Here is a 26156-nt window from a genome sequence, read left to right as displayed (position 1 = left end):
GCCGATGACTGAGCCGATGACGGGGATGGGCATGAACTTCAAAACGGTGGTTTGGGCGCTGGGCTTGAGCCTCAGTAGCCTTGGCGCATGGGCCGGCGGTGGTGATGCGGTCGAGGCGCTCAAAGCCTTTGGGCGTGATGTGCATGCCGCGCGCGCCAACTTTGTGCAAGTGGTGACCGCGCCGGACGGCAGCAAGAAGAAAAGCTCCGCCGGCACCTTCGAGTTCCAGCGGCCGAACCGCTTCCGCTTCGACTACACCCGGCCCTACGAGCAGCTGATCGTGGCCGACGGCAAGCAGGTTTGGCTCTTTGACGCCGACCTCAACCAAGTCACGGTGCGCGCTTTTGACACCGCTTTGGGGGCCACCCCGGCGGCGGTGCTGGCGGGCTCGGGCATCGAGCGCGATTTCACCTTGCAAGCCGAGCCCGATCTGGACGGCGTGCAGTGGGTGCGTGCCACGCCCAAGGTGAGCGAAGGCTCGATCCGCAACCTGCGCATCGGCTTCAAGGCCGGGGCGCTGGTGGCCATGGACATCGCCGACGCCTTTGGGCAGCACTCGCGGCTCGATTTCAGTCGCGTCGAAACCAATCCGACGCTCAGCCCGCAGCGTTTCCAGTGGACACCGCCCAAGGGCGTGGACGTGCTCAAGCAGTGAACCCGGCGGTGCAGCCTCTAAGCCACGGTGGTCACCATGCTGGTAGCAGCAGCGTGCCGCTGGCCGAGCGGCTGCGGCCGCAGTCGCTGGATGAGGTGATCGGTCAGCCTGATTTGCTCGGGCCGGCCAAGCCCCTACGGGTCGCGTTCGAGACCGGCCAGCTTTCTTCCATGATCCTTTGGGGGCCGCCCGGGGTGGGCAAAACCACCTTGGCACGCCTGACCGCCCAAGCCTGTGGGGCCGAGATGATCGCCATCTCCGCCGTGCTGGGCGGGGTCAAAGAGATCCGCGAAGCGGTTGAACAGGCGCGGCTTTGGCAAGCCCAAGGTCGGCGCAGCATCGTGTTTGTCGATGAGGTGCATCGCTTCAACAAGTCGCAGCAAGACGCCTTCTTGCCGCATGTCGAAGCGGGGCTTTTTACCTTCATCGGTGCCACCACCGAGAACCCATCCTTCGAGCTTAATTCGGCCTTGCTGTCGCGGGCCACCGTGCATGTGCTTCAACCGATTGGTGCGACCGATCTGGCCGCTTTGCTCGAACGGGGCCGCCAAGCCTTGGCTGCACCGCCTTTGAGCCCTGAGGCTGTTGAGCAGTTGGTGGCCTACGCCGACGGCGATGCGCGGCGCTTGCTCAACGCGTTTGAAAGCGTCGCCCGCGTGGCCGGCCCGGCGGCGGAGGTGATCGACGCCGCTTTGCTGGAGCGCGCTTTGGGGGCGCAGTTGCGTCGCTATGACAAGGGCGGCGACGTCTTCTTTGACAGCATCTCCGCCCTGCACAAATCGGTGCGTGGCAGCAACCCGGACGCCGCGCTCTACTGGTTCATGCGCATGCTCGACGGCGGCGCCGACCCGCGCTACATCGGCCGCCGCTTGGTGCGCATGGCCAGCGAGGACATCGGCTTGGCCGACCCGCGCGCCTTGCGCTTGGTGCTCGACGCCTTGGAAGCCTACGAGCGTCTTGGCTCGCCCGAGGGCGATTTGAGCCTGGCCCAAGCGGTGATCTATCTGGCGGTGGCCCCCAAGTCCAACGCGGTCTACAACGCCTTCAAGGCCGCCCAACGCACGGTCCAACAAGCGGGCAGTGCGCCCGTGCCCATGCATTTGCGCAACGCCCCCACGGCGCTGATGCAAGCGCTGGGCGCGGGCCAGGCTTATCGCTACGCCCACGACGAGCCCGACGCCTTCGCCGCTGGGGTGGCGTATTTCCCCGATCGCATGGACCCCGCCACCCAGTACTACGTCCCCGTGCCTCGCGGTCTGGAAATCCGCATCGGCGACAAACTCGCCGACCTGCGCCAGCGCGACGCAGCGGCACGGCGGGGCAAGCCGGGTGGCACGTGAAGGTGGCTTACACTGAGGCTCCCAAGGCGCGAGACCCTCACCCATTCGCCGAGCGGACAGGGAAACCTGTGTGGAGCGGGCTGCGACCCGTCACGCTTTGGGCTTTAACGCACGGTGTACCCGTGCGTTTTCGTTTTCAGGTTGCACCACGCCCATCGTCAACACGGCGCTGTAGCGCGTTCCTCTTCTGACGTGGTTGAAATGCACGACAGCCTTCCCGACATGACCTTCAACGCCCGCGTCAAAAAACGCGATCACGCCACCATGTGAGGCATCGAATGCCCACCGGGCTGTTGCCAGTACGGTGGGCAGGTTGAGCACAACCTGTGTCGGCACGGCGGCATTATCGAGTCCCACAACAGGCGCTGGAACCTCATGCTTCCACCGCCCTACAATCCGCGCCGGTTTGAACGGGGCCTCACAGCGTGGATATTTTTGTACAGCAGCTCATCAACGGCTTGGTGCTTGGCAGCTTGTATGCGCTGGTGGCGCTGGGCTACACCATGGTCTATGGCATCTTGGGGTTGATCAATTTTGCCCATGGCGAGGTGCTGATGGTGGGCGCGATGGTGAGTTGGTCGGTGGTGTCGATGGCTCAAGACGCGGGGTGGGATCTGCCTGGGTGGGTGTTGCTGGGCGGCTCGATGCTGGTGTCGATGGCGGTTTGCGCGCTGCTCAACGTGGCCATTGAGCGTTTGGTGTATCGGCCGCTGCGCAATGCACCGCGCTTGGCCCCGCTCATCACCGCCATGGGCGTGTCGATGGCGCTGCAAACCTTGGCCATGATCCTCTGGAAACCCTCGCCCAAGCCGTATCCGCAATTGCTGTCGGACGAGACGTTGAGCCTGTGGGTGGATGGCCCGGTGATCACGCCGACGCAAATCCTCATTTTGGGGGTGACGCTGCTGTTGCTGGCCGGGCTGTCGTGGTTGGTGCATCGCACCCGCTTGGGCCGGGCCATGCGCGCTACCGCTGAGAACCCGCAGGTGGCGGCCTTGATGGGGGTGCGGCCCAACCAGATCATCGCCATCACCTTCGGGCTGGGCGCGCTGCTGGCGGCGGTGGCGGGGGTGATGTGGGCGGCCAATTACGGCATGGTGCAGCACTCGATGGGCTTTTTGCCGGGGCTCAAGGCCTTCACGGCGGCGGTGCTGGGTGGGATCGGCAACCTCACCGGCGCGATGGTCGGCGGGGTGTTGCTTGGGCTGATCGAGGCTTTGGGCGCGGGCTATTTGGGGCAGTGGACCGGGGGGCTTTTGGGCAGCAACTATGTCGATATCTTTGCCTTCAGCGTGTTGATCTTGGTGCTGACCCTGCGGCCTTCGGGCTTGATGGGTGAGCGCAGCGCCGACCGGGCCTGAGGCGGCGGCGGAGTTTTTTCCATGGCGATGTCGATGAAACCTTCTCAACGTTTGGGCGTGGCCTTGCTGGCTGCGGCGGGTTTGGTGGCCGTGCCCTTTTTGGTCGAACTGATGGGGCAGGGCTGGGTGCGGATCTTGGCGCTGGCGCTGCTCTATGTGCTGCTGGCGCTGGGCCTGAACATCGTGGTCGGCTACGCCGGGCTGCTTGATCTGGGCTACGTCGCTTTCTATGCCATCGGGGCTTATGTGGCGGCGCTGCTGGCCTCGCCGCACTTGAGCGACAACGTGCCCTCGCTCCACGACGTCTTTCCCGGGGGGCTGCATGTGCCGATCTGGCTGATCCTGCCGCTGGCTGCTGCGCTGGCGGCCTTGGCCGGCATCGTGCTGGGCGCACCGACCCTCAAGCTGCGCGGCGACTACTTGGCCATCGTCACCTTGGGTTTTGGCGAAATCATTCGGGTCTTTTTGAACAACTTGGAGCAACCGATCAACCTGACCAACGGCCCGCGCGGCATCAGTCAGATCGATCCGATCCGCTTGGGGCCGCTGGATTTCAGCCAGCCGCTATCTCTATCGCTATCGTTGGGCGGGGTCACCTTGGCCCCGGTGACGCTCTATCTGTATGCCTTTTTGCTCTTGGTGGTTGGGGCGGTGATCCTGTGCCACCGGCTGGAGCATTCGCGCATCGGCCGGGCTTGGATGGCGATCCGTGAAGATGAAATCGCCGCCCGCGCCATGGGCCTGAACACCCGCAACCTCAAGCTGCTGGCCTTTGGCATGGGGGCCACTTTTGGTGGCGTTTCGGGGGTGCTGTTTGGCGCTTTTCAAGGCTTCGTCTCGCCCGAGTCGTTCTCGCTGATGGAGTCGGTGATGATCGTGGCGATGGTGGTGCTGGGCGGCATCGGCCACTTGCCGGGCGTCATCCTTGGGGCGTTGCTGCTGGCGATCTTGCCCGAGGCGCTGCGTTACGTGGCCGGTGATCTGCGCGCTTGGACCGACGGCCGCATCGACGCCTCCATCCTGCGCCAGCTCCTGATCGCCGCCACCATGATCGGCGTGATGCTCTGGCGTCCACGGGGGCTGTGGCCTGCGCCCGAACACGGTCGTGCCGCCCCGCAGGTGCTGTCATGACGCCCCTCGTGATGACGCCCCCCGTGCTGCAAGTCCGTGGTGCGGCCAAACGATTTGGCGGGGTTCAGGCCTTGGAAGGCGTGGATCTGAGCATCCAGCTAGGCGAGGTGCATGGCTTGATCGGCCCGAACGGCGCGGGCAAAACGACCTTTTTCAACGTCATCACCGGGCTTTATCGGCCCGATGCGGGCCAGTTTGCGTTGGGCGGCAAGCCCTATGAGCCGACGGCGGTGCATCAGGTGGCGCAGGCGGGTTTGGCGCGCACGTTCCAAAACATCCGGCTGTTTGCCGAGATGACCGCGCTGGAAAACGTCTCGGTGGCGCGCCACTGCCGTACGCATGTCGGCGTGTGGGGCGCGTTGCTGCGCACCCGGGCTTTTCGCGCCGAGGAAGCCGCTATTCGTGAGCGCGCGCGCGCTTTGCTGGCGCACGTGGGCATCGAGCATCTGGCTGATTACAAAGCCCGCACCTTGAGTTACGGCGATCAGCGGCGGCTGGAGATTGCCCGCGCTCTGGCCACCGAGCCGCTTTTGCTGGCGCTGGACGAGCCCGCCGCAGGCATGAACGCCACCGAAAAAGTCGTGCTGCGCCAGTTGATCGACACCATCCGCCGCGATGGCTGCACCGTCTTGCTGATCGAGCACGACGTCAAACTGGTGATGGGCCTGTGTGACCGGGTCACGGTGCTCGATCAAGGCCGACGCATCGCCGCAGGCACCCCGCAAGAGGTGCAACGCGACCCGGCGGTGATCGCCGCTTACTTGGGGCCCGCCCGATGACCACCGCTTTGTTGAATGTGCGCGATCTCAAGCTGGCGTATGGCGGCATCCAAGCCGTCAAGGGCGTGTCGTTCACGGTCCACGCCGGTGAGCTGGTGTGCCTGATCGGTGCGAACGGTGCGGGCAAGAGCAGCACGCTCAAGGCGATCACCGCGCTGCACCCGCTGGCGGATGGCGAGGTGCGCTGGCAAGGTCGCAGTCTGGCCGGGCAGGGCGCTTGGGATCTGGCCCGCCAAGGCTTGGTGATGGTGCCCGAGGGGCGTGGCACCCTGACGCGCATGAGCATCGCCGAGAACCTCGCCATGGGCGCGTACCTGCGCCGCGACACCGCCCAGATCAACGCTGATCTTGAGCGCGTCTACACGCTCTTTCCGCGCCTCAAAGAGCGCCGCAGCCAACTGGCGGGCACCTTGAGCGGCGGTGAACAACAGATGCTGGTCATGGGCCGCGCCTTGATGGCCCGCCCCACCTTGCTCCTGCTCGACGAGCCCTCCATGGGCCTGGCCCCGCAAATGGTCGATGCCATCTTCGAGCTGATCGCCCAGATCCACCGCGAAGGCGTGACCATCCTCCTCGTCGAACAAAACGCCAGCCGCGCCTTGCACCTCGCCTCACGCGGCTACGTCATGGACTCCGGCCTCATCACCCTCACCGGCTCCGCCTCCACCCTCCTCAACGACCCAGCGGTGCAGGCGGCGTATTTAGGGGGTGAGGATTCCTCCCTCCGTTCGGGCTGATCTTGATTTCTCCGCTGACCGCCCTCATCTTGAGCATTCAAGCCGGCCGAGGGGTTGGCTTTGATGGAGACGAATGTGATGAAACACGGTTGGCGTTCTGGCGTGCGTTCGGTGCTGGGTGGGGCCTTGATCGCGGCGGCGATGGCGGGTGCAGCGACGGGCGCTTGGGCTTTGCCAAAGGTTGAAGAGGTGGCGGCTGAAGTGCATGCCGGCCATTACGACCGGGCCGAAGTGATGATGCGTGACGTGCTGGAGGCCAAGCCCAAAAGCGCGCGGGCGCATTACCTTTATGCCGAAATCTTGGCGCACAACGGGCGGATGGATGAGGCGCGTCGGCATGCCGATCAGGCGGCCCAGCTGGATCCGGCGCTCAGCTTCACGCAGCCCGATAAGTTCAAGGCTTTTCGGGCGCGGCTCAACGAGCCGGTGCAACGTCCCCCTGCCACATCCCCAGCGGTGGCGGTATCGCCGCAGCCCATGCAACAGCCGATGCAGCGCATGAATCCGGCCGATACCGGCAGCGCGCATAGCAGCGGCGGTGGCATCCCCAGTTGGGTGTGGGTGCTGGGTCTGGCCGGTTTGGGCTATGGGCTCTGGCGCTGGACACGGCGGCCGCAAGCAGTGCCGTTCCAGACCTCACCGGCCATGGTGGCGGGCAACATGGGCAGCACGGGCTGGCCGGGCGGTGTGGCGGGCGGAGCAGCTGTTGGCGGCTATCCGCAGCAGCACGGCGGTGCGATGGGTTCAGGCTCGGGCATCAGCACGGGCATGGCGGTGGCGGGCGGGGTGGTCGGTGGCGTGGCGCTGGGCATGTTGGCCGAGCACATGATGCATGGCTCATCTTCCAGCGCGACATCCAACGCATCAGCCACCGATCAAGGCCATGCGGCTGGCGCGTCGAGCGGTTTGTCCGGGGGTGCCGAGCCGGGCTTTTTCAGCCCTTCGGGGCCGGGCTACGCTGAGCCAGAGATCGACTTCGGCACCGGCAACGAATGGGGTGATGACGGCGGTGGCTCGGGCGGCGATGGTGGTGGCGGCGACGGCTGGTAAAGCGGGTAAGGCTGCTCAAGAAAAAGGCCCGCATCAGCGGGCCTTTTGATGTCAGACGCTGAAAGCTCAGAGCACCGCTTTGATGGCGGCGACCACAGCGTCGATGTTCTTGCTGTTGAGCGCAGCCACGCAGATGCGGCCCGAATCGACCCCGTAGATGCCGAATTCACCGCGCAGACGCACCATCTGGTCCTTGTTCAGGCCGGAGTAGCTGAACATGCCTTGTTGGCGGGTGATGAAGGACAAGTCCTGCGTCACACCAGCGGCTTGCAGCTTGGCGACCAAGGCGGTGCGCATTTCTTTGATGCGCACGCGCATGGCGGCCAGTTCGGACTCCCACAGCGCGCGCAGCTCGGGATTGGTCAACACATTGGCCACCACTTGAGCGCCGAAGGTCGGCGGGTTGGAGTAGTTGGTGCGGATGGCGATCTTGAGTTGCGAGAGCACGCGGCCCGTTTCTTCCTTGCTGGTGCAGACCACCGACAGCGCGCCGACGCGCTCGCCGTAGAGCGAGAAGCTCTTCGAAAACGAGGTCGAGACGAAGAATTCCAGGCCTGAGGCCAAGAATTGAGCGATGACCTTGCCGTCTTCGGCGATGCCGTCGCCAAAGCCTTGGTAAGCCATGTCGAGGAAGGGCACCAAGCCGCGCGCCTTGATGACGGTGATCACTTCAGCCCACTGTGCGGGCGTGATGTCGTAGCCGGTCGGGTTGTGGCAGCAAGCGTGCAGCACGAGCACGGTGCCAGCGGCAGCGGCGTTCAGCGAAGCCAGCATGCCGGCGAAGTTGACGCCCCGGTTGTCCGCGTCGTAGTAAGCGTAGGTGCCGACCTTGAAGCCGGCGTTGGTGAACAGCGCGCGGTGGTTTTCCCACGACGGGTCGGAGATCAACACCTCCGCGTTCGGGTTGACCTTCTTCAGAAAGTCAGCGCCGATCTTCAGGCCGCCGGTGCCGCCCAAGGCTTGCACGGTGGCGACGCGACCGCTGGTCACGGCTTCGCTGTCGGCGCCGAACACCAGGCCTTGCACGGCCTTGTCGTAAGCGGCGATACCGTCGATCGGCAAGTAGCCCTTCGGCTTGGACGCTTCGAGGAGTTGTTTTTCAGCGGCAGCCACGCAAGCCAGCAGGGGCAGCTTGCCGTTGTCGTCGTAATACACACCCACGCCCAGATTGACCTTGGCAGGATTCGGATCAGCGTTGAACTGTTCATTCAGACCCAAAATCGGGTCGCGCGGGGCCATTTCGACGGAGGAGAAGAGTGTCATGACGATGCTTGTCGAGGTTGATCGAAGGATGGGCGCGGATTTTACCGATCCAACCATGCGGTAGGCTGCGGATCCGGTTTCATGGCGAACAAAGAGAAGGGTTTCAACGTGGCAACAAGCGATGTCGGTGTGAGCGAAGCGCAAGGGCGCTTTGTCAGCTTTGAAGGCTCGCCTTTCCAGCTCTTTCAACCTTACGCACCAGCAGGGGATCAGCCAGCAGCGATTGATCAGCTGGTCGAGGGGCTTGAGGCCGGGCTGACTTTTCAGACCTTGCTGGGCGTGACCGGCTCGGGCAAGACCTTCACCATGGCCAATGTGATCGCCCGCATGGGTCGGCCAGCGATTGTGTTTGCGCCCAACAAAACCTTGGCCGCGCAGCTGTACGCTGAGTTTCGCGAGTTCTTCCCGAAGAACGCCGTCGAGTATTTCGTCAGCTACTACGACTACTACCAGCCCGAAGCCTACGTGCCGCAGCGCGATCTGTTCATTGAGAAAGACTCGGCCATCAACGAGCACATTGAGCAGATGCGGCTTAGCGCCACCAAAAGCGTGCTGGAGCGGCGCGACACGGTGATCGTCGCGTCGGTCAGTGCGATCTACGGCATCGGCAAGCCCGAGGACTACACCCAGATGCGCTTCATCGTGCGCGTTGGGGACCGTGTGGGCCAGCGCGATGTGATCGCGCAGCTGGTGCGTATGCAGTACAGCCGCAACGACATTGAGTTCACGCGCGGGGCTTTTCGGGTGCGTGGCGACACCATCGACGTCTTCCCGGCCGAACACTCGGAGCTGGCGATCCGCATCGAGATGTTCGACGACGAGGTTGAAACCTTGTCGCTGTTTGATCCGCTCACCGGCCAGATCCGGCAGAAGATCCCGCGCTTCACCATCTACCCAGCCAGCCATTACGTGACGCCGCGCGAGCAGGTGCTGGCCGCCATGGAGGGCATCAAGCTGGAGCTGCGCGAGCGCTTGGCCGAGTTCGTCGCCCAAGGCAAGCTGGTGGAGGCGCAGCGCATCGAGCAGCGCACCCGCTTTGACCTTGAGATGCTCCAAGAAGTGGGGCACTGCAAAGGCATCGAGAACTACACCCGCCACCTCTCCGGTGCGAAGCCGGGCGATCCACCGCCGACCTTGGTCGATTACATGCCCGCCGATGCGCTGATGTTCTTGGACGAAAGCCATGTGCTGATCGGCCAGTTTGGCGGCATGTACAACGGCGACCGCTCGCGCAAGAGCACGTTGGTGGAATACGGCTTTCGCCTACCGAGCGCGCTCGACAACCGGCCGCTTAAGTTCGACGAGTTCGAACGCAAGATGCGCCAAGCGGTGTTTGTCTCGGCCACGCCGGCTGATTACGAAAAGACCCACGCCGGCGCGGTGGTCGAGCAATTGGTGCGGCCCACCGGCTTGGTGGACCCCTTGGTTGAAGTGCGCCCGGCCTTGCACCAAGTAGACGATGTGCTCCAAGAGATCCGCCTGCGCGTCAAGGTCGGCGAGCGGGTGCTGATCACCACCTTGACCAAGCGCATGGCCGAGCAGCTCACCGAATATCTGGATGAAAACGGCGTCAAGGTGCGCTACTTGCACTCGGACATCGACACCGTCGAGCGCGTCGAGATCCTGCGCGATCTGCGCCTCGGGGCGTTCGATGTGCTGGTGGGCATCAACTTGCTGCGCGAAGGCTTGGATATTCCGGAGGTGTCGCTGGTGGCCATCTTGGACGCCGACAAGGAGGGCTTTTTGCGCAGCGAGCGCAGCCTGATCCAGACCATGGGTCGGGCGGCGCGCAACGTCAACGGCCAAGCGATCCTCTACGCCGACCGCATGACCGAGTCGATGCGCCGCGCCATCGGTGAGACCGAGCGCCGGCGCGAGCGCCAAGTGCTGCACAACGCTGCCCACGGCATCACGCCACGCGGCATCCTCAAAGAGGTCAAAGAGCTGATCGACGGGGTCTACGCCGCCGACCGGCCCAGCGCCGGTGAGTCGCAAGCCGGGCGCTTGGCGTTGGCGGCGGAGGTGGGGTCGATGTCAGAGAAGGATCTGGGTCGGCGTATCAAACAGCTGGAAAAGCAGATGCTCGATCACGCCCGCAACCTCGAATTTGAACAAGCCGCCCGGGTGCGCGATCAACTGGCTTTGCTGCGTGAGCAGGCCTTTGGCGCGCCGGGCAGCGATACGGTTTTTCCCCTCACAACCCCGACAACCCCCCGGCCCGCTGTGGGCCAAGGCTAAGGTGATTTATGGCTTCCTCTTCTCCGCGCCGCTCGGCGGTCAAGTTGCGCATCTTGATGGTGTGCATGGGCAACATCTGCCGCTCGCCCACCGCTGAGGCTGTGCTGCGTCACCGGCTGCTGCGCCATGGTCTGGCGGACCGGGTGGAACTCGATTCCGCCGGCACGCAGGCTTATCACGTCGGTAAATCGCCCGACGAGCGCAGCATCGCCCACGCGGCTCGCCGGGGCTATGACCTGTCCACGCTTCAGGCCCGCAAGGTGGTCGATGGTGACTTCGAGACCTTCGACCTGATTTTGGCGATGGATAACGACAATCTGCGTGAGTTGATGGAGCGCTGTCCCGAGGAACTCCAAGGGCGGATCCATCGCTTCATGGACTTCGCGCCGGAAGGTTTGCCCCAAGCTGTGCCTGACCCCTATTACGGCGGCGCAGCGGGCTTCGAGCGGGTTTTGGATCTGATCGAGGTGACGTGTGATGGCCTGATCGCTCGGCTTTATCCGGTCGAGCCAAGTGAGCCCGCAGTGGGTGGCGAACCGGAACCCGTGACGGACTCGCCTATAATTGACTAAATCACTCGGGTTCAAGGAGTTCTCTCATGCGACTGACCACCAAAGGACGATTCGCTGTCACGGCGATGATCGATCTGGCCCTGCGCGAGCATAGCGGTCCGGTGGCTTTGGCCGCCATCAGCCAGCGCCAGCAGATTTCTCTTTCCTACCTTGAGCAGTTGTTTGGCAAATTGCGTCGCAACGAACTGGTTGAAAGCACACGCGGTCCCGGCGGTGGCTATTCCTTGGGGCGCAAGGCCGAGGAAATCACCGTCTCGGACATCATCGTGGCCGTCGATGAAGCCATCGATGCCACGGGCTGCGGCGGTGAAGAGAACTGCATGGGCGATGAAACCGGGCGCTGCATGACGCATGACCTCTGGGCCAGCCTCAACGCCCGCATGCTGGACTACCTCAACTCGATCACCCTCAAAAGCTTGGTCGATGACCAGCTCGCCCGGGGCGTGGCGGTGGAAGAGGCGGCGATCAAGCGCGCCATCTCCAGCCAGCCCGTGCTCAAACCGATCAAGATCACCGCGCCCAATTCGGTCTTTGCCTTGGGCAACGTCTTCAACAAGTGATCTCAACGCGCGATGCGCAATACCGATTTCTGCCGATCATGACCCCTCACTTCCCGATCTATCTCGACTACGGTGCCACCACGCCTTGCGATCCGCGTGTGGTGGACGCCATGATTCCTTGGCTGCGCGAGCACTTTGGCAATCCCGCTTCACGCAGTCACGCTTGGGGTTGGGAAGCCGAGGAGGCGGTGGAAAAGGCCCGGCACGAGGTTGCGGCGTTGATTGGTGCTGATCCGCGCGAAATCGTCTGGACCTCGGGCGCGACCGAATCGAACAACCTCGCCATCAAGGGTGCAGCGCAGTTCTACAAGACACGCGGCAAGCATCTGGTCACGGTCAAGACCGAGCACAAAGCGGTGCTCGACACCATGCGTGAGCTGGAGCGCCAAGGCTTCGAGGTGACGTACCTTGATGTGCAAGAAGACGGCTTGCTGAACTTCGACGCCTTCAAAGCGGCGCTGCGGCCCGACACCATCTTGGTCTCGGTGATGGCGGTGAACAACGAGATTGGTGTGATCCAAGACATGACAGCCATCGGCACCCTGTGCCGGGAGCGCGGTATCGTCTTCCACGTCGATGCAGCCCAAGCCACCGGCAAGATGGCGATCGACTTGGCCACCTTGCCGGTCGATTTGATGAGCCTGGCCTCGCACAAGACCTACGGGCCCAAGGGCATCGGGGCGTTGTACGTGCGGCGCAAGCCGCGTGTGCGGCTGGAAGCGCAAATGCACGGCGGCGGCCATGAGCGCGGCATGCGCTCGGGCACGTTGCCGGTGCATCAAATCGTCGGTATGGGCGAAGCTTTCCGCATTGCCCGCGTTGAGATGGCGGCTGAGCTCGAACGCATCCGTGGGCTGCAAAAGCGTTTGTTCGACGGTTTGGCCGGCATCGAGCAGACCTTCATCAACGGCGACTTGACCCAGCGCGTGCCGCACAACGTCAACATTTCCTTCAATTACGTCGAGGGCGAGTCGCTCATCATGGGCGTGAAGGGTTTGGCGGTGTCGTCCGGCTCGGCCTGCACCTCGGCCAGCTTGGAGCCCAGCTACGTGCTGCGCGCCTTGGGTCGCAGCGATGAATTGGCGCATTCCAGCTTGCGCATGACGATGGGCCGCTTCACCACCCCAGACGAGATCGATTACGCGGTCTCGGTGCTCAAGGATCAGGTGTCGCGGCTGCGCGAACTCTCCCCTCTGTGGGAGATGTATCAGGACGGCGTGGACATCAGCGCCATCCAGTGGGCGGCGCATTAAGCCGCGAAGGAGAACGACATGGCATACAGCGACAAGGTCCTCGACCACTATGAACATCCGCGCAATGTGGGTGGTTTCGACAAGACCGATGAAAACGTGGGCACCGGCATGGTGGGTGCTCCAGCCTGCGGCGACGTGATGAAGCTGCAAATCCGCGTCAATCCGGCCACCGGCTTGATCGAAGACGCCAAGTTCAAAACCTACGGCTGTGGCTCAGCGATTGCTTCGAGCTCGCTCGTCACCGAATGGGTCAAGGGCAAAACCTTGGACCAAGCCTTGACGATCAAGAACACCGCCATCGCTGAAGAGCTGGCGCTGCCCCCGGTCAAGATCCATTGCTCGATCTTGGCCGAGGACGCCATCAAGGCGGCCGTGGACGACTACAAGGCTCGGCACGCCGCATGATCACGCTCACCGATGCCGCCGCCCGGCACGTCACGCGTTACCTCGCCCGTCGGGGCAAGGGCGTGGGCGTGCGTCTCGGGGTCAAGACCACCGGCTGTTCCGGTCTGGCCTACAAGCTGGAATACGCCGATGACATCGCCCCCGAGGACAAAGTCTTTGAGGATCACGGCGTCAAGATCTTGATCGACCCGAAGAGCCTGCCGTACCTTGACGGCACCGAGCTCGATTTCGTCCGCGAAGGCCTGAACGAAGGTTTCCGTTTCAACAACCCGCGCGAGAAAGATCGTTGCGGTTGCGGTGAATCCTTCCGGGTCTGAGCGCCTGCGCGATGAAACTCGACGACAACGATTTCGATCTGTTGGGTGTGCCTCGGGCCTTCGCCCAAGATCGCGCCAGCCTTGATGCACGCTGGAAAGCGCTGCAAACCGAGGTCCATCCCGATCGTTTTGCCGCCCAAGGGGCTGCCGCGCAGCGCGTGGCCATGCAATGGGCGGTGCGGGTCAACGAGGCCTATCAGCGTCTCAAAGACCCGATCCAGCGCGCCACGCAGTTGTGCTTGCTGCATGGCGTCTCGGTGGGTGCTGAAACCAACACCGCCATGCCGGTTGCTTTTTTGATGCAGCAAATGGCTTGGCGCGAAGCCTTGGATGAGGCCGTGCAAGCGCGTGACAGCGCCGAGCTCGACCGTTTGGCCGAGGCCGTGGCACAGCAAGAGCGCCAGCTCCAAACCACCTTGGCCGAGGTGATCGACACCCGCCAAGACTGGTCGGCCGCTGCTGCACAGGTGCGCGCTTGGATGTTTGTGCGCAAATTCGCCGCTGATGTGCATCGGCAGCTTGATCTCTTGGAATCCTGATTCTTCATGGCTTTGTTGCAACTCTCCGAGCCGGGACAGGCGCCGGACCCCCATCAGCGGCGCGTGGCCGTGGGCATTGATTTGGGCACCACCCATTCCTTGGTCGCGTGTGTGCGCCACGGGGTGGCTGAATGTTTGCCGGACGCCGAAGGCCGGGTGATCCTGCCCTCGGCGGTGCGTTATCTGGGCCAAGGTCGGCGCGAGATCGGGGCGGCGGCGTTGGCGGCGCAGGGCGACGACCCGGAAAACACCTTGGTGTCGGTCAAGCGCTTCATGGGGCGCAGCTTGGCCGAGGTGGTTGGGCGCGACAAGTTGCCCTATCGCTTTGTCGATCAACCCGGCATGGTGGCCATTGAGACCCGCGACGGCCTGAAAAACCCGGTCGAAGTCTCGGCCGAGATCTTGGCCACGCTGCGTTACCGGGCTGAGGACACCTTTGTCGATGATCTGTACGGTGCGGTGGTGACCGTGCCGGCTTACTTTGACGACGCTCAGCGCCAGTCCACCAAAGATGCGGCGCGTCTGGCCGGGCTGAACGTGTTGCGCTTGCTCAACGAGCCCACCGCCGCCGCCATCGCTTATGGGCTGGACAATGCGTCCGAAGGGCTTTACGCCGTCTTCGATCTGGGCGGCGGCACCTTCGATATCTCGCTGCTGCGCTTGTCGCGCGGGGTGTTTGAGGTGGTGGGCGTGGGCGGCGACGCGGCGCTGGGTGGCGATGACTACGACGAAGCCTTGGCCCAAGGTCTGCTGACCCAAGCCGGGCTGCCCGCCCTTGAAACCCTGAGCCCTTCGGACAAGCGCCGGCTGCAAACAGCGGCCCGGGCCTGCAAAGAGCGGCTCACCGTGGCCGAGAGCTTTGATGTGGAGCTGGCGCTGCGCGTCGGTACCTTGGCGCTTTCCGTGAGCCGGGCGGCGTTTGAAACCTTGACCGCTCCGTTGACCCAGCGCACCGTCAGCTTGCTCAAGCGCGTGCTGCGTGATGCGCGCGTCACGGTGGACGAGGTTCAAGGCGTGGTGATGGTGGGGGGCTCGACCCGCATGCCGCAGGTGCGCCAAGCCGTGGCCAAGGTCTTTGGCCGCGAGCCGCTGACCAATCTGAACCCGGACGAAGTGGTCGCCATCGGCGCCGCCATCCAAGCCAACGCGTTGGCGGGCAACTCGGTCCAAGGCGAATTGCTCTTGCTGGATGTGATTCCGCTCTCCCTTGGCTTGGAAACCATGGGCGGCTTGGTGGAACGCATCATCGAGCGCAACGCCACCTTGCCCGTGGCCAAGGCGCAGGACTTCACCACCTTCAAGGACGGTCAAACCGCGTTGGCGGTGCATGTGGTGCAAGGCGAGCGCGAGCTGGTGAGCGATTGCCGCTCGCTGGCGCGCTTTGAGCTGCGCGGTATCCCGCCGATGGCCGCCGGGGTGGCGCGCATCCGCGTGACCTTCCAAGTCGATGCCGACGGGTTGCTTTCGGTCTTTGCGCGCGAAATGGTCTCAGGCGTCGAAGCCTCCATCGTCGTCAAACCCAGCTACGGGCTGGCCGATGATCAAGTGGCGCAGATGCTGCAAGACGGTTTTGCCTCGGCGGAGAGCGATATGCATTTGCGCGTGCTGCGTGAAGCGCGCGTCGAGGCTGAACGGCTGGTGCTGGCGACCCGTTCGGCCTTGGCCGCTGACGGCGATTTGCTTGACGGCGATGCCCGTGAAGACATCGAGCGCCTCATCGACCGCGCCGAGCAAGCCGCCAAGGGCGAGGTGCCCGAGCCGATCGAGATCGCCACCAAAGCCTTGGCACTCGGCACCGAAGCTTTTGCGGCTGAGCGTATGAATCGCGGTATTCGCCAAGCCTTGGCTGGGCGCAACATCGACCAAGTTTGAACAGGAACACGGACGCATGACCATCATTCGGATCCTGCCGCATCAGGAATATTGCCCCATGGGTGCCAGCGTGCAGGTGCCCGTGGGCACCTCGATCTGCGAAGCCTTGATTGAAAACGGCATCGCGCTTGAGCACGCCTGCGAGATGAGCTGCGCGTGCACCACCTGCCACGTCATCGTGCGCGAAGGCTTTGCCTCGCTGGGTGAGATGGAAGAGACCGAGGAAGATCTGCTCGATCGTGCCTGGGGGCTGGAGCCCAATTCGCGCTTGGCCTGCCAAGCCATCGTCGCCAAGACCGATTTGGTGATCGAGATCCCGCGTTACTCGATCAATCACGCCAAAGAAAAGCACTGAGATGCGACAAGTCTTTCTGGACACCGAAACCACCGGCCTGCACCCAGACCGAGGCGACCGGGTCATCGAAATCGGTTGCATCGAGATGGACAATCGTCAGCTCACCGGCCGCACCTTTCACCACTACCTCAACCCCGAGCGGGCCAGCCACGAAGACGCCGTCAAGATCCACGGCCTGACCGATGAGTTCTTGGCCGACAAGCCGCTCTTTGCGGCGGTGGTCGATGAGCTGCTCGACTTCGTCGCTGGCGCCGAGATCATCATCCACAACGCGGCTTTCGATCTGGGCTTTCTCAACGCCGAGTTGAAGCGTTTGGGCAAGCCGACGTTTGCCAGCCATACCGGGCCGGTGGTCGATAGCCTGTTGATGGCGCGCGATCAGTTCCCCGGCAAGGCCAACTCGCTCGACGCCCTGTGCAAGCGCTTGGACGTGGATAGCACCGGCCGCACGCTGCACGGCGCCTTGCTCGACGCCGGGTTGCTGGCCGAGGTTTACCTGCGCATGACGCGCGGCCAAAAAACCTTCGCCATGGACGATGACGACGCTCACGGCGGCCATGCGGGTGGCGCCGGGGCCTTGGCTGATTTCAGCGCCTTGACCCTGATCATTCAGCCGCCCACCGAGGCTGAGCGCGTTGCCCACCGCGCGATGGTCGAAGAACTTGATAAATTTTCAAAGGGCAAAGCTCTTTGGCAAAAAATAGCTCTATAATCGCATTCTCCTGATATCAACGATGTCCGTGACGATGTTGATAAAAGGGCGGTTAGCTCAGCGGTAGAGCACTGCCTTCACACGGCAGGGGTCGCAGGTTCGAACCCTGCACCGCCCACCAGGACACATCAAGCAGTACTTCCGCCAATCAAGCACCCAGGTTTTGACCTCGGTGCTTTTTTGTTGTCTGTTCGGGCTACGATCAGATTCAACCTGTTGAATCTTTGCTCCCAGACACGGAGGTTTCCCCATGAACACCCCGATCCACGCTCTGCCGCCTTCCGCCCAGCAACCCCCGCATGTCCCCAAGTACGTTTACCGCTTTGGGGCTCAAGGCACCGAGGGTGGGGCGGGGATGAAGGATGTGCTGGGGGGCAAGGGGGCCAATTTGGCGGAGATGTGCCGCTTGGGGCTGCCGGTGCCGGCGGGCTTCACGATCAGCACCGAGGCTTGCGCGCTTTCGACCCGAGATGGCGCGGGAGTGTTGCTGGCCGCCATCGAAGCCGAGGTGCGCGCGGGCTTGGCGCATATCGAGGCCGAGATGGGCAAGCGCTTTGGCGATGCCAACGATCCGCTGCTGCTTTCGGTGCGCTCAGGCGCGCGCGCTTCGATGCCGGGGATGATGGACACCATCTTGAACTTGGGGCTGAACGACGCGGCGGTGATCGGGTTGGGCCGCAAGGCCGGCAACGAGCGCTTTGCGTGGGATGCGTACCGGCGCTTTATCCAGATGTACGGCGATGTGGTGATGGGCCTCAAACCCACCTCTAAAGAAGACAGCGATCCTTTTGAAGTGGTGATCGACCGGGTCAAAGCCCACAAGGGCGTCAAACTCGATACCGACTTGGATACCACCGATCTGCAAGAACTGGTGCAGGGCTTCAAGGCGCTGATCCGCGCGCGCATCGGTCGCGACTTTCCGACCGATCCGTGGGAACAGTTGCGTGGCGCGGTGCTGGCGGTGTTTGAGAGCTGGCACAACGAGCGGGCGGTGGTTTACCGCCAACTCAACGACATCCCCGAGTCTTGGGGCACGGCGGTGAACGTGCAGGCGATGGTCTTTGGCAACCGTGGCGAGCACAGCGCCACGGGCGTGGCCTTCAGCCGCGACGCCGGCACGGGTGAAGACTTGTTCAACGGCGAATTTCTGGTCAACGCCCAGGGTGAAGACGTGGTGGCCGGTATTCGCACGCCACAGCAGATCACGTTGATCGGCTCACGCCGCTGGGCTGAGCTGGCGCAGGTGGATGAAGTCGAGCGCCAAGCGCGCTACCCCTCGCTGGAAGAGCTGATGCCGACGATTTTTCAGGCGCTTTTGCAAGCCGAGACTTTGCTGGAGAACCACTTCAAGGACATGCAGGACATGGAGTTCACCATCCAAGAAGGCAAGCTCTGGATGCTCCAAACCCGCAATGGCAAGCGCACCGGCGCGGCCATGGTGCGCATCGCCATGGAGATGCTCGCCCAAGGCCTGATCGATGAGCCCACCGCGCTGTTGCGGGTCACGCCGGATCGACTCAACGATCTGCTGCACCCAGTCTTTGAGCCCGCAGCGCTGCAAGCCGCTCGGCCCATCGCCCGGGGGTTGCCGGCGTCGCCCGGCGCTGCCACCGGACAGGTGGTGTTTTTTGCCGACGAGGCCGAAGCTTGGGCCAAGGGCGAGCGTGGTGATGGTCGGGCTGACGGCCGGGCGGTGATTTTGGTGCGCCAAGAGACCTCGCCCGAGGACTTGCGCGGCATGAGCGTGGCCCAAGGCATCCTGACTGCGCGCGGCGGCATGACCTCGCACGCCGCCGTGGTGGCGCGTGGCATGGGCAAGTGCTGCATCTCGGGGGCCGGGGCGGTGCAGGTCGATCTGAAGGCTCGCACCATGCGCATCGGCGCGCTGACGTGGCATGAGGGCGACTGGATCTCGCTCAACGGCTCCACCGGCGAAGTCTTTGACGGGCGCATTCCCACGCGGGCGGTGTTTGAGAGCGATTTGAGCGGCGATCTCGCCGCCCTGATGGCGCTGGCCGATCGTCATCGTCGCTTGGCCGTGCGCGCCAACGCTGACACCCCCCAAGACGCGCTGGTCGCCCGCCGCCTCGGGGCCACGGGCATCGGCCTGTGCCGCACCGAGCACATGTTTTTCCAAGGTGATCGCATCCGGGCGGTGCGCGAAATGATCTTGGCCGACGACGAAGCCGGGCGGCGTAAAGCGTTGGCGCAGTTGCTGCCCATGCAGCGCAGTGATTTTGACGGGCTCTTTCGCGCCATGGCCGGTCTGCCGGTGACGATCCGCCTGCTGGACCCGCCGCTGCACGAATTCCTACCGCACGACGAAGCCGGTCAACAAGCCATGGCGCGCCAGATGCGTCTGCCCATCGCCCAGATCCGCCAGCGGGTCGAGGCGCTGCATGAATTCAATCCCATGCTCGGCCACCGGGGCTGTCGCTTGGGCATCAGCTTTCCCGAGATCACCGAGATGCAAGCCCGCGCCGTTTTTGAAGCGGCGCTCAACGTCCAAGCTGAGGGGTTGGCCGTGGAACCCGAGGTGATGATTCCGCTGGTGGGCACTTTGCGCGAGTTCAGCCTGCAAGCCGATCTCGTCCACCGCGTGGCCGCACAGGTGTTTGCCGAACAAGGGGCCAAAGTGGCGTATCGCGTCGGCTCCATGATCGAGACCCCACGGGCCGCTTTGGTGGCCGACCGCATCGCCCAAGGGGCCGAGTTTTTCTCCTTTGGCACCAACGATCTGACGCAGATGACGCTGGGTTTCTCACGCGATGACGCTGGCAGCTTCTTGCCGGCCTATTTGCACCACGGCATCTACGAGCACGACCCCTTCCGCTCTATCGACCAAGAAGGCGTCGGCCAACTCGTTGCCCTGGCCGCCCGCCAAGGCCGCGCCACCCGGCCCGATCTCTCGCTGGGTGTCTGCGGCGAACACGGCGGCGACCCCGCCTCCATCACCTTCTTCCACCGCGCCGGCCTCGACTACGTCAGCTGCTCGCCCTTCCGCGTCCCCATCGCCCGTCTGGCCGCAGCACAAGCAGCGGTGATCGAAGCATCAAGCGAATAGCCCTCACCCCCAGCCACTCTCCCGCATGTATCGGGCGAGGGGAGCACACGTTGGTCCGTGCGCCATGAGCCTATCGAAGGACCGGAACACAACCACCGTTCGAGCTGATTCCTGCGAGTCAGTGGGTGGTGTTGAAGGGAGCGGGCAAATGAAGATCGCATCTCTCGGCGCTGTCATTTTTCTTGCAGTACCGCTGACTGCCTCATCTCAAGAACCGGGAAAAGAAAAGGAATTTTTCCAAGCCTTTGATCGAAAAATTGGGACCGCCGAACGGACCCAGTGGGATGCGTATGTTTCTCGCGAAGGTGCGGATAACCTTGCGAGGAGCTACTACCAATTTGCGGTCGGTGCATGTCAGGCGATGAAGCAAGGTGTGCCCGAAAGAATGATGATCGATAACTATGCCGAATTCTTCGGACACCGTGCGAAGCCACTTGTTGCAGCGGCAAAGGAAGTGGTTTGTCCAGAGTTGGATTCAAAGTAATTCGAAATTCGCGATGGCTAACCTGCGGTTCAACCCGGATCTCCTCGGTTTTCACGAAGGCGGGTTGGTTGATTCGTAGCCACCAAGCGCCGCACCCTCGCAACCACGGTGGTGGATGTTTACCGCATCCCACCCGGCGTGCCATCACCTTCAAGCAAGGTCGGTGAGGTGGACGGAGTTTGTGAGCGGGTACGGCGGCCGAGCGGGGTTGGGTTGGCGCTGGCGACGGCGGGGCAGGTGCCGGTTTGGATGTGGGTGAGGGCAGCGTGGGTGAGGGCTTCGGTGTCGGTGCCCAAGGGCAGATCGAAGTTGTCGGCCACGGTGCAGCCCGGGGTGGGGGCGAGGCCGTTGTAGTAGCGGCCTTGGGCGGCGCTGTTGAAGACTTCAAAGCGCAGGGCGCTGTAGGTTTTTTGGCAGTAGCTTTGCGGCTGAAAACCAAAGGGCTTGCCGCAGCTGCTGTTGCCAATCTGGATGACTTGGATGTGTGGGCTGAGGCCGTTGATCACCAATTCGCTGGCCGAGCAGGTGCGTCGGCCGGTGAGGACATAGACGCGGCTCAGGTTGAGCGCGGTGCTGGCGCTGGCTTGGAAGAGGTAGTTGCCGTTGCTGGTGCTGTGGCGGGCGTTGTAGTGCAGGCTGCCAAAGATGCGGTTGTCGAGGGCGCTGCCGCCGATGGCCGAGGCCAACTCTTGGGCCAAGTTGATGTAGCCGCCACCGTTGTAGCGCAGGTCCAGCACCAGCTCGGTCACGCCTTGGGCTTTGAACTGCGCCAGCTGCGTCGTCAGATCGGGCCGCAGGCTGCCGTCGGGGTTGTAGCCGTTGAGAAAATCCTTGTAGAACACATACCCCACAGCGGTCGGCGCGGCGCTGGGGTTGGCTGGATGGGGCAGATGCAGAACGCGGCTGTAGCGCGTATCGACCGGCGAGAGGTCATAGACCGCCGCTGTCAGCCGGACGCTGCGTGGGGTGAGGCTGGTGACGCTGTCGCGCACACTGAGGTTGATGCTTTGGCCCACGACGCTGGGGGTGAGCAGTGGAAAAGCCCCGGCGGCTTGCATCGTGCTGGTGGGGACGCCGTTGATGCTTTCCAGCACCATGCCGCGCTGCAAGCCAGCGGCCTCGGCGGGGGAGTGGGGCGCGATGTAGCGGATGCGGATGGGGCTCGGGTCTTCGGGTCGCCCGGCCACCGTCACGCCGTAGTTCAAGGTCTGGCCCGCCGAGAAGCTCAGGTTGTAGCTGGCGCTGTCTTGAACGTAGCTCCACTGATCCAGCGGCGTGATGCCGTCCAGATCCTTCTTGACCAGCAAGGCGTCGAAGTAGCTTTCGATGGTGCCAAAAGGCGCGGGATCGACGCTGGGCAGGCGGTCGGCAAAGAGATACACGTCCTGCATATCGGCCAGCAGCCAGCTTTTTTGCTCGGCCAAGCCGCAGATCGTGGTCGTCGTGATGCCAGTTATGTGCGGGCCGTTGCCACCCCCACAGCTCACCAAGGCCGCTAAACCCATCACCGTCGTCAACGCAGCGGCGATGGTGGGTACGGCGCCGAGGCGAGCTCGCATCAGATTTCGAGGTTGTCGATCAATCGGGTCCGGCCCAAACGGGCGGCGCCCAGCACCACCCACGGGCTGGCTTGGGCTTGATCTTCAGGCGTGGGGGCGAGCAGATCGCTGCGGCGGCGCAGGGTGAGGTAATCCGGTTGCCAGCCGCGTGCGGCCAGATCGGCCATGGCTTGGGCTTCGAGGGCGGCCAGATCAGCGTGTGCCCCGCTTGGGTGGCTGGCTTGGCGGGCCGCTTGACCCAGGCGTTGCAAGGCGCGGTAGAGCTCCGGGGCTTCGGCGCGCTCCTGCGCACTCAGGTAGCCGTTGCGCGAGGACAGCGCCAAGCCGTCGGCTGCGCGTTCGGTCTCGCCCGCCACCATGGTGATCGGCATGGCGAACTGCTCGACCATCTGGCGCAGCACCAGCCATTGCTGGTAGTCCTTTTTGCCAAACAGCGCCATGCCCGGCTGCACGCACTGAAAGAGCTTTTGCACCACGGTGCAAACGCCGATAAAAAAGCCCGGGCGGAAGTGACCTTCCAGGATGTCGGCCAAGGCTGGATCGGGCTGCACCTTGTAGGTCTGCGGCGTGGGGTAGAGCACGGTTTCGTCGGGCGCAAAAAGCACATCGCAGCCCGCTTCGGCCAGCAAGGCGCTGTCTTGGGCCAAGGTGCGCGGGTAGCGATCAAAGTCCTCGTTCGGACCGAATTGCAGCCGGTTCACAAAGATGCTGGCCACCACCGTGCGCCCACTGCGGCGCGCTTGACGGATCAGCGCCAGATGGCCGTCGTGCAAGTTGCCCATGGTGGGCACAAAAGCCGGCCGCTCTTGGCCGGGTTGAGACAAGGCCGCGCGCAGTTCAGGCAGGGTCTGGAAGATGTCCATGAGAGGGTTGCGTTGTTCAGTAAGCGTGGCGGGTGGGGTCGGGGAAGCGGCCGTCTTTGACCGCTTGGACGTAGGCGCGCAAGGCGGCGGCGACATCGCCCCCTTCTTGGGCCACCTCGGCCAGAAAGTTCTGCACAAAGCGCGGCAGCTTGCCGCGTGTCAGCCCCAGCATGTCGTGGACCACCAGCACTTGACCGGCGGTGGCCGGGCCTGCGCCGATGCCGATGGTGATGAGCTGCGGGTTGTCGGCTTGGACATCGGCTGCCACGCTCGATGGCATCAGCTCCAGCACCATCATGCCGGCCCCGGCCTCGTGCAGCTCGCGGGCGTGCTGGCGCAAGCGGCTGGCCGCTTCAGCGTCGCGGCCTTGAATGCGGTAGCCGCCCAAGGCGTGCACGCTTTGCGGCGTCAGGCCCAAGTGCGCGCAGATCGGCACCCCGCGTTCGGTGATGAAGCGCACTACCTCCGCCGTCCAGCCGCCGCCTTCGAGCTTGACCATCTGCGCGCCCGCTTGCATCAAGGCGGCACTTGAGCGCATGGCCTGATCGCGGCTTTCGTGATAGCTGCCAAAGGGTAAATCGGCCACCAACCACGCCGTGCCGCCGCCAGCGGCCAGGCCCCGAGCGACGCAGCGGGTGTGATAGACCATGTCGTCCAAGCTCACGCCCAAGGTGCTGTCGCGGCCTTGGATCAGCATGCCCAGCGAGTCGCCCACCAAGAGGGTGTCGCAACCGGCTTCATCGGCCAAACGCGCCAAAGTGGCGTCGTAGGCCGTGAGCATGGTGATCTTCTCGCCCTGGGCGTGCATCTCGTGGAGGCGGTGCAAGGTCAGGGGACGGCGGGTGCCCGGGATGGGGGAAGCGGGTTCGGCGTGACTGCTCATGAGCGCGTGAAGTCCAGAAGTCCTTGAGGGCGGGCTGACGCGCGATTCTAGGTTCTATGCCGACATGCCCACCAAGGTGTTGAGATGATGCAGTCCGTCCATGGTGACGGGCTCAAAACCCGCAAAGCGTAGATCTTCCAGAATGCGGCGCCCTTGGGGGTCGTCTTTCATGCTGCAAAGAATGGCTTGCACCTCTTCGGCCCGATCGGCCAACGCCGGGCCCACGCAGAAACAGTGGAACGCTTGCTGATTGCGGGTTTGTTCCAAGATTTGAAGGCCCGATTGGGTTTTGGCGGACAAGCCTTGCCACGTTTCATTGAACAAAAAACCCAGCTCGCACTGACCGCTGACGACTGCTTGCAGCACCTTGAGGTGGTTGCCGACGAATTTGGACTCGCAATCCGAAACCCGCAGGCCGACTTTCTCCAGCAAGGTCAGTCCCAGAAAATGCACGATCAGCCGATCTGAGGCCGAAGCGATCTGCACCGGACGTGTGGTGGGCAGGGCTTCGCCAGCGCGGGCAATCAGCAAGGTTTCATCGTAGAGACCTGTGGGACGAGCAATGGGCACGAACTGGCGTTGTTCGCAGTAGCGCAGCGCTGAATACGGGTTGGCATACACCAGCTCGTAACCCCCGGCCAAGACCTGTTCACGCTCGTCGTTGACGTTGTCACACGGTTCGAAATGGATGGCCAGATCTAAACGTCGTTGCAAGTAGGTATTGATCAGGAACCAACCCGCCACGTTTTTAGCGGTGTCATGGGGGCAAACGGAAAAGTGCAGGCGCGATGTCAAGGGACTTCCTCCAAGGCGGGTACGTTGGCGTGTTTGAAGGGCGCAAATATAAGTTTTTCCTGATATGTTGTGGGCCTTAAGCCGGCGCAGCCTGAACCTGCTTTGTGACTTTTTGTTCAGTTCTGGTTCAGTCTGCGGAACTGCGGAACGCCAGCCGCAGATAGATCGGCGCGAAAGCTTCGGCTTGGGTGAGTTCGATCAGCTGTTCGCGGGCCAACTCCAGCACGGCGATGAAGGTCACCACCAAGCCTTGCACGCCGTGACTCAGGTCAAACAGGGTGTTGAACTCGGCAAAGCGGCAATGCTGCAAACGGCGTAGCACTTGGCCCATGTGGTCGCGCACCGAAAGCTCCTCGCGGGCGATGTGGTGGTGCTCCACCAGCTTGGCGCGCGCCAAGATCGCCGCCCAAGCCTCTTGCAAGTCTTCACTGCGAACCTCGGGCAGGCGCGGCAAGGCCACGGTTTCGATGGACAAGCCGGTGGGCAAAAAGTCGCGCCCGAGCTGCGGCAAGGCGTCGATCTCGAGGGCAGCTTGCTTCATTTGCTCGTATTCGAGCAAGCGACGCACCAGCTCCGCGCGTGGGTCTTCGGCTTCGGCGCCTTCATCGGCGCGGCGCACCGGCAGCAGCATGCGCGACTTGATCTCGATGAGCATGGCGGCCATGAGCAAGTACTCGCCGGCCAGCTCCAAGTTGTGCGCGCGTAATTGGTCGATGTAGGCCAAGTACTGACGCGTCACATCCGCCATCGGGATGTCGAGGATGTTGAAGTTCTGCCGCCGAATCAGGTACAGCAGCAAGTCGAGCGGACCTTGGAAGGTTTCGAGAAACACCTCCAAGGCTTCGGGCGGGATGTACAGGTCCTGGGGCAGCGCAAACATCGGCTCGCCGTAGAGGCGGGCCTTGGCGACGGGATCTGCCCCTGCCGGATCAGCGTCCGGTCCTGTGGATTCAGGCGTGGGTTTGATAGACGTAGGGCTGTTGAGCCACACGTGCGGCGGTCACTTCACGCACCTCTTCCCGGCTCACGGGTTGTTCCCACAGCAACGCACGGCCCGCGATCTGGCGGGATTCCAGCGTCGGATCTTGCTTTTTGAGCGATTCGATGAACTGGGTGGCTTCGGATTGGTAGGGCTTCCAGAACAGAGGCATGGTGCAAAGCTCCAAGGGGTCAGGGTGCGCGATTCTACGGGCGAGCTATCACGCTGCGCATGATTTCGGTGCGCAAAAGGCCGACAAGAACAGCCCTCACCCCAACCCCTCTCCCCCAAGCTATCCATTACCCACAAATTCCAACTGATCTGACGTTGATGGGTGGGGTTGAAGAAGTTGCCAAGTGTTGGAGATGTCGAGCAAGCGCTGCAAGCCTC

Annotated in this window: 27 protein-coding genes and 1 tRNA gene; 20 read left to right on the top strand and 8 right to left on the bottom strand. The window is 63.3% G+C overall.

Translation table 11 applies throughout. The features are described 5' to 3' along the window. Positions 1–4: 4 nt before the first annotated feature. Together lolA and AB3X39_RS09320 are read left to right on the top strand one after the other, a co-directional pair. On the top strand, positions 5–655 hold the full coding sequence (gene lolA / locus AB3X39_RS09325) for an outer membrane lipoprotein periplasmic chaperone LolA (RefSeq protein ID WP_369417097.1): 651 nt from the start codon (positions 5–7) through the stop codon (positions 653–655). Positions 656–708: 53 nt separating this feature from the next. Beyond that, positions 709–1995 carry a replication-associated recombination protein A gene (locus AB3X39_RS09320; protein ID WP_369417168.1) on the top strand — a complete coding sequence of 429 codons (1287 nt, stop codon included), beginning with the start codon at positions 709–711 and terminating at the stop codon, positions 1993–1995. A 90-nt stretch (positions 1996–2085) separates the two neighbouring features. On the opposite strand, the gene AB3X39_RS09315 is transcribed toward AB3X39_RS09320, so the two are convergent. Next, complete coding sequence (locus tag AB3X39_RS09315) at positions 2086–2352, bottom strand: hypothetical protein (protein ID WP_369417096.1); 267 nt, start codon at positions 2350–2352, stop codon at positions 2086–2088. A 68-nt stretch (positions 2353–2420) separates the two neighbouring features. Between AB3X39_RS09315 and AB3X39_RS09310 the strand changes: the two genes are divergently transcribed. From AB3X39_RS09310 to AB3X39_RS09290, 5 genes are all read left to right on the top strand, one after another. After that, on the top strand, positions 2421–3356 hold the full coding sequence (locus AB3X39_RS09310; RefSeq protein WP_369417095.1) for a branched-chain amino acid ABC transporter permease: 936 nt from the start codon (positions 2421–2423) through the stop codon (positions 3354–3356). A 33-nt stretch (positions 3357–3389) separates the two neighbouring features. Further along, positions 3390–4487 carry a branched-chain amino acid ABC transporter permease gene (locus tag AB3X39_RS09305; RefSeq protein ID WP_369417094.1) on the top strand — a complete coding sequence of 366 codons (1098 nt, stop codon included), beginning with the start codon at positions 3390–3392 and terminating at the stop codon, positions 4485–4487. Beyond that, positions 4484–5266, top strand: coding sequence for an ABC transporter ATP-binding protein (locus tag AB3X39_RS09300; protein WP_369417093.1), 783 nt, complete (start codon positions 4484–4486; stop codon positions 5264–5266). The genes AB3X39_RS09305 and AB3X39_RS09300 overlap by 4 nt, the downstream gene beginning before the upstream one ends. After that, a complete protein-coding gene (locus tag AB3X39_RS09295; protein ID WP_369417092.1) occupies positions 5263–6003 on the top strand; it encodes an ABC transporter ATP-binding protein in 741 nt (246 codons plus the stop codon). Before AB3X39_RS09300 ends, AB3X39_RS09295 begins: the two co-directional genes overlap by 4 nt. Positions 6004–6081: 78 nt before the next feature. Continuing rightward, entirely contained in the window at positions 6082–7053 is a 972-nt protein-coding gene (locus AB3X39_RS09290; RefSeq protein ID WP_369417091.1) for a tetratricopeptide repeat protein, read from the top strand. 66 nt (positions 7054–7119) lie between these two features. On the opposite strand, the gene AB3X39_RS09285 is transcribed toward AB3X39_RS09290, so the two are convergent. Next, positions 7120–8316 carry an amino acid aminotransferase gene (locus AB3X39_RS09285; RefSeq protein ID WP_369417090.1) on the bottom strand — a complete coding sequence of 399 codons (1197 nt, stop codon included), beginning with the start codon at positions 8314–8316 and terminating at the stop codon, positions 7120–7122. Between the two features lie 81 nt (positions 8317–8397). Here AB3X39_RS09285 and uvrB point away from each other — a divergent pair, with 81 nt between their 5' ends. The 13 genes from uvrB to AB3X39_RS09220 all read left to right on the top strand — a co-directional run bounded on the left by uvrB (position 8398) and on the right by AB3X39_RS09220 (position 20687). Then, entirely contained in the window at positions 8398–10554 is a 2157-nt protein-coding gene (uvrB, locus tag AB3X39_RS09280) for an excinuclease ABC subunit UvrB (RefSeq protein WP_369417089.1), read from the top strand. A gap of 8 nt (positions 10555–10562) precedes the next feature. Then, on the top strand, positions 10563–11126 hold the full coding sequence (locus AB3X39_RS09275; RefSeq protein ID WP_369417088.1) for a low molecular weight protein-tyrosine-phosphatase: 564 nt from the start codon (positions 10563–10565) through the stop codon (positions 11124–11126). A gap of 26 nt (positions 11127–11152) precedes the next feature. Continuing rightward, a complete protein-coding gene (iscR, locus tag AB3X39_RS09270) occupies positions 11153–11686 on the top strand; it encodes a Fe-S cluster assembly transcriptional regulator IscR (protein ID WP_369417087.1) in 534 nt (177 codons plus the stop codon). Between the two features lie 38 nt (positions 11687–11724). Further along, on the top strand, positions 11725–12939 hold the full coding sequence (locus AB3X39_RS09265; RefSeq protein WP_369417086.1) for an IscS subfamily cysteine desulfurase: 1215 nt from the start codon (positions 11725–11727) through the stop codon (positions 12937–12939). Between the two features lie 18 nt (positions 12940–12957). Next, entirely contained in the window at positions 12958–13344 is a 387-nt protein-coding gene (gene iscU / locus AB3X39_RS09260; RefSeq protein ID WP_369417085.1) for a Fe-S cluster assembly scaffold IscU, read from the top strand. Then, on the top strand, positions 13341–13661 hold the full coding sequence (iscA, locus tag AB3X39_RS09255; protein WP_369417084.1) for an iron-sulfur cluster assembly protein IscA: 321 nt from the start codon (positions 13341–13343) through the stop codon (positions 13659–13661). The genes iscU and iscA overlap by 4 nt, the downstream gene beginning before the upstream one ends. 11 nt (positions 13662–13672) lie before the next feature. Next, the gene (gene hscB, locus AB3X39_RS09250) at positions 13673–14200 is read left to right on the top strand and encodes a Fe-S protein assembly co-chaperone HscB (RefSeq protein WP_369417083.1); all 528 of its coding nucleotides are present in this window, start codon (positions 13673–13675) and stop codon (positions 14198–14200) included. 6 nt (positions 14201–14206) lie between these two features. Then, positions 14207–16072 (top strand): Fe-S protein assembly chaperone HscA, encoded by a 1866-nt coding sequence (gene hscA, locus AB3X39_RS09245; RefSeq protein WP_369417082.1) that lies wholly within the window; start codon positions 14207–14209, stop codon positions 16070–16072. Positions 16073–16088: 16 nt separating this feature from the next. Then, entirely contained in the window at positions 16089–16427 is a 339-nt protein-coding gene (gene fdx, locus AB3X39_RS09240) for an ISC system 2Fe-2S type ferredoxin (RefSeq protein WP_369417081.1), read from the top strand. A gap of 1 nt (position 16428) precedes the next feature. Further along, positions 16429–17139, top strand: coding sequence for a DNA polymerase III subunit epsilon (gene dnaQ / locus AB3X39_RS09235; protein ID WP_369417080.1), 711 nt, complete (start codon positions 16429–16431; stop codon positions 17137–17139). A 46-nt stretch (positions 17140–17185) separates the two neighbouring features. Then, positions 17186–17260: transfer RNA gene (locus AB3X39_RS09230), tRNA-Val, on the top strand. Positions 17261–17389: 129 nt separating this feature from the next. Continuing rightward, the gene (gene ppdK, locus AB3X39_RS09225; protein ID WP_369417079.1) at positions 17390–20203 is read left to right on the top strand and encodes a pyruvate, phosphate dikinase; all 2814 of its coding nucleotides are present in this window, start codon (positions 17390–17392) and stop codon (positions 20201–20203) included. A 148-nt stretch (positions 20204–20351) separates the two neighbouring features. Then, on the top strand, positions 20352–20687 hold the full coding sequence (locus AB3X39_RS09220; protein ID WP_369417078.1) for a hypothetical protein: 336 nt from the start codon (positions 20352–20354) through the stop codon (positions 20685–20687). A 119-nt stretch (positions 20688–20806) separates the two neighbouring features. On the opposite strand, the gene AB3X39_RS09215 is transcribed toward AB3X39_RS09220, so the two are convergent. The 6 genes from AB3X39_RS09215 to AB3X39_RS09190 all read right to left on the bottom strand — a co-directional run bounded on the left by AB3X39_RS09215 (position 20807) and on the right by AB3X39_RS09190 (position 25938). Next, positions 20807–22246 (bottom strand): S41 family peptidase, encoded by a 1440-nt coding sequence (locus AB3X39_RS09215; protein WP_369417077.1) that lies wholly within the window; start codon positions 22244–22246, stop codon positions 20807–20809. Then, positions 22246–23109, bottom strand: a complete 864-nt coding sequence (gene panC, locus AB3X39_RS09210; RefSeq protein ID WP_369417076.1) for a pantoate--beta-alanine ligase — start codon at positions 23107–23109, stop codon at positions 22246–22248. The genes AB3X39_RS09215 and panC overlap by 1 nt, the downstream gene beginning before the upstream one ends. Before the next feature lie 16 nt (positions 23110–23125). Continuing rightward, positions 23126–23992, bottom strand: a complete 867-nt coding sequence (gene panB, locus AB3X39_RS09205) for a 3-methyl-2-oxobutanoate hydroxymethyltransferase (protein ID WP_369417075.1) — start codon at positions 23990–23992, stop codon at positions 23126–23128. A 54-nt stretch (positions 23993–24046) separates the two neighbouring features. After that, positions 24047–24787 carry a PhnD/SsuA/transferrin family substrate-binding protein gene (locus tag AB3X39_RS09200; protein WP_369417074.1) on the bottom strand — a complete coding sequence of 247 codons (741 nt, stop codon included), beginning with the start codon at positions 24785–24787 and terminating at the stop codon, positions 24047–24049. Positions 24788–24914: 127 nt separating this feature from the next. Then, positions 24915–25754 carry a segregation and condensation protein A gene (locus tag AB3X39_RS09195; protein ID WP_369417167.1) on the bottom strand — a complete coding sequence of 280 codons (840 nt, stop codon included), beginning with the start codon at positions 25752–25754 and terminating at the stop codon, positions 24915–24917. Then, positions 25738–25938, bottom strand: a complete 201-nt coding sequence (locus AB3X39_RS09190) for a DUF3460 family protein (RefSeq protein ID WP_369417073.1) — start codon at positions 25936–25938, stop codon at positions 25738–25740. Before AB3X39_RS09190 ends, AB3X39_RS09195 begins: the two co-directional genes overlap by 17 nt. Between the last annotated feature and the right edge of the window lie 218 nt (positions 25939–26156).

It is taken from the genome of Leptothrix ochracea (genome assembly GCF_041083635.1).
GTDB classification, from domain to species: domain Bacteria; phylum Pseudomonadota; class Gammaproteobacteria; order Burkholderiales; family Burkholderiaceae_C; genus Sphaerotilus; species Sphaerotilus ochraceus.
This window is presented reverse-complemented; position numbering and strand designations above follow the sequence as displayed.

Excerpts from the sequence above, each read along its gene's own strand:
- lolA (WP_369417097.1), top strand. The coding sequence starts at position 5 with ATGACTGAGCCGATGACGGGGATGGGCATGAACTTCAAAACGGTGGTT.
- AB3X39_RS09305 (WP_369417094.1), top strand. The coding sequence starts at position 3,390 with ATGAAACCTTCTCAACGTTTGGGCGTGGCCTTGCTGGCTGCGGCGGGT.
- AB3X39_RS09300 (WP_369417093.1), top strand. The coding sequence starts at position 4,484 with ATGACGCCCCTCGTGATGACGCCCCCCGTGCTGCAAGTCCGTGGTGCG.
- AB3X39_RS09295 (WP_369417092.1), top strand. The coding sequence starts at position 5,263 with ATGACCACCGCTTTGTTGAATGTGCGCGATCTCAAGCTGGCGTATGGC.
- AB3X39_RS09290 (WP_369417091.1), top strand. The coding sequence starts at position 6,082 with ATGAAACACGGTTGGCGTTCTGGCGTGCGTTCGGTGCTGGGTGGGGCC.
- AB3X39_RS09285 (WP_369417090.1), bottom strand. The coding sequence starts at position 8,316 with ATGACACTCTTCTCCTCCGTCGAAATGGCCCCGCGCGACCCGATTTTG.
- uvrB (WP_369417089.1), top strand. The coding sequence starts at position 8,398 with ATGGCGAACAAAGAGAAGGGTTTCAACGTGGCAACAAGCGATGTCGGT.
- AB3X39_RS09275 (WP_369417088.1), top strand. The coding sequence starts at position 10,563 with ATGGCTTCCTCTTCTCCGCGCCGCTCGGCGGTCAAGTTGCGCATCTTG.
- iscR (WP_369417087.1), top strand. The coding sequence starts at position 11,153 with ATGCGACTGACCACCAAAGGACGATTCGCTGTCACGGCGATGATCGAT.
- AB3X39_RS09265 (WP_369417086.1), top strand. The coding sequence starts at position 11,725 with ATGACCCCTCACTTCCCGATCTATCTCGACTACGGTGCCACCACGCCT.
- iscU (WP_369417085.1), top strand. The coding sequence starts at position 12,958 with ATGGCATACAGCGACAAGGTCCTCGACCACTATGAACATCCGCGCAAT.
- iscA (WP_369417084.1), top strand. The coding sequence starts at position 13,341 with ATGATCACGCTCACCGATGCCGCCGCCCGGCACGTCACGCGTTACCTC.
- hscB (WP_369417083.1), top strand. The coding sequence starts at position 13,673 with ATGAAACTCGACGACAACGATTTCGATCTGTTGGGTGTGCCTCGGGCC.
- hscA (WP_369417082.1), top strand. The coding sequence starts at position 14,207 with ATGGCTTTGTTGCAACTCTCCGAGCCGGGACAGGCGCCGGACCCCCAT.
- fdx (WP_369417081.1), top strand. The coding sequence starts at position 16,089 with ATGACCATCATTCGGATCCTGCCGCATCAGGAATATTGCCCCATGGGT.
- dnaQ (WP_369417080.1), top strand. The coding sequence starts at position 16,429 with ATGCGACAAGTCTTTCTGGACACCGAAACCACCGGCCTGCACCCAGAC.
- ppdK (WP_369417079.1), top strand. The coding sequence starts at position 17,390 with ATGAACACCCCGATCCACGCTCTGCCGCCTTCCGCCCAGCAACCCCCG.
- AB3X39_RS09220 (WP_369417078.1), top strand. The coding sequence starts at position 20,352 with ATGAAGATCGCATCTCTCGGCGCTGTCATTTTTCTTGCAGTACCGCTG.
- AB3X39_RS09215 (WP_369417077.1), bottom strand. The coding sequence starts at position 22,246 with ATGCGAGCTCGCCTCGGCGCCGTACCCACCATCGCCGCTGCGTTGACG.
- panC (WP_369417076.1), bottom strand. The coding sequence starts at position 23,109 with ATGGACATCTTCCAGACCCTGCCTGAACTGCGCGCGGCCTTGTCTCAA.
- panB (WP_369417075.1), bottom strand. The coding sequence starts at position 23,992 with ATGAGCAGTCACGCCGAACCCGCTTCCCCCATCCCGGGCACCCGCCGT.
- AB3X39_RS09190 (WP_369417073.1), bottom strand. The coding sequence starts at position 25,938 with ATGCCTCTGTTCTGGAAGCCCTACCAATCCGAAGCCACCCAGTTCATC.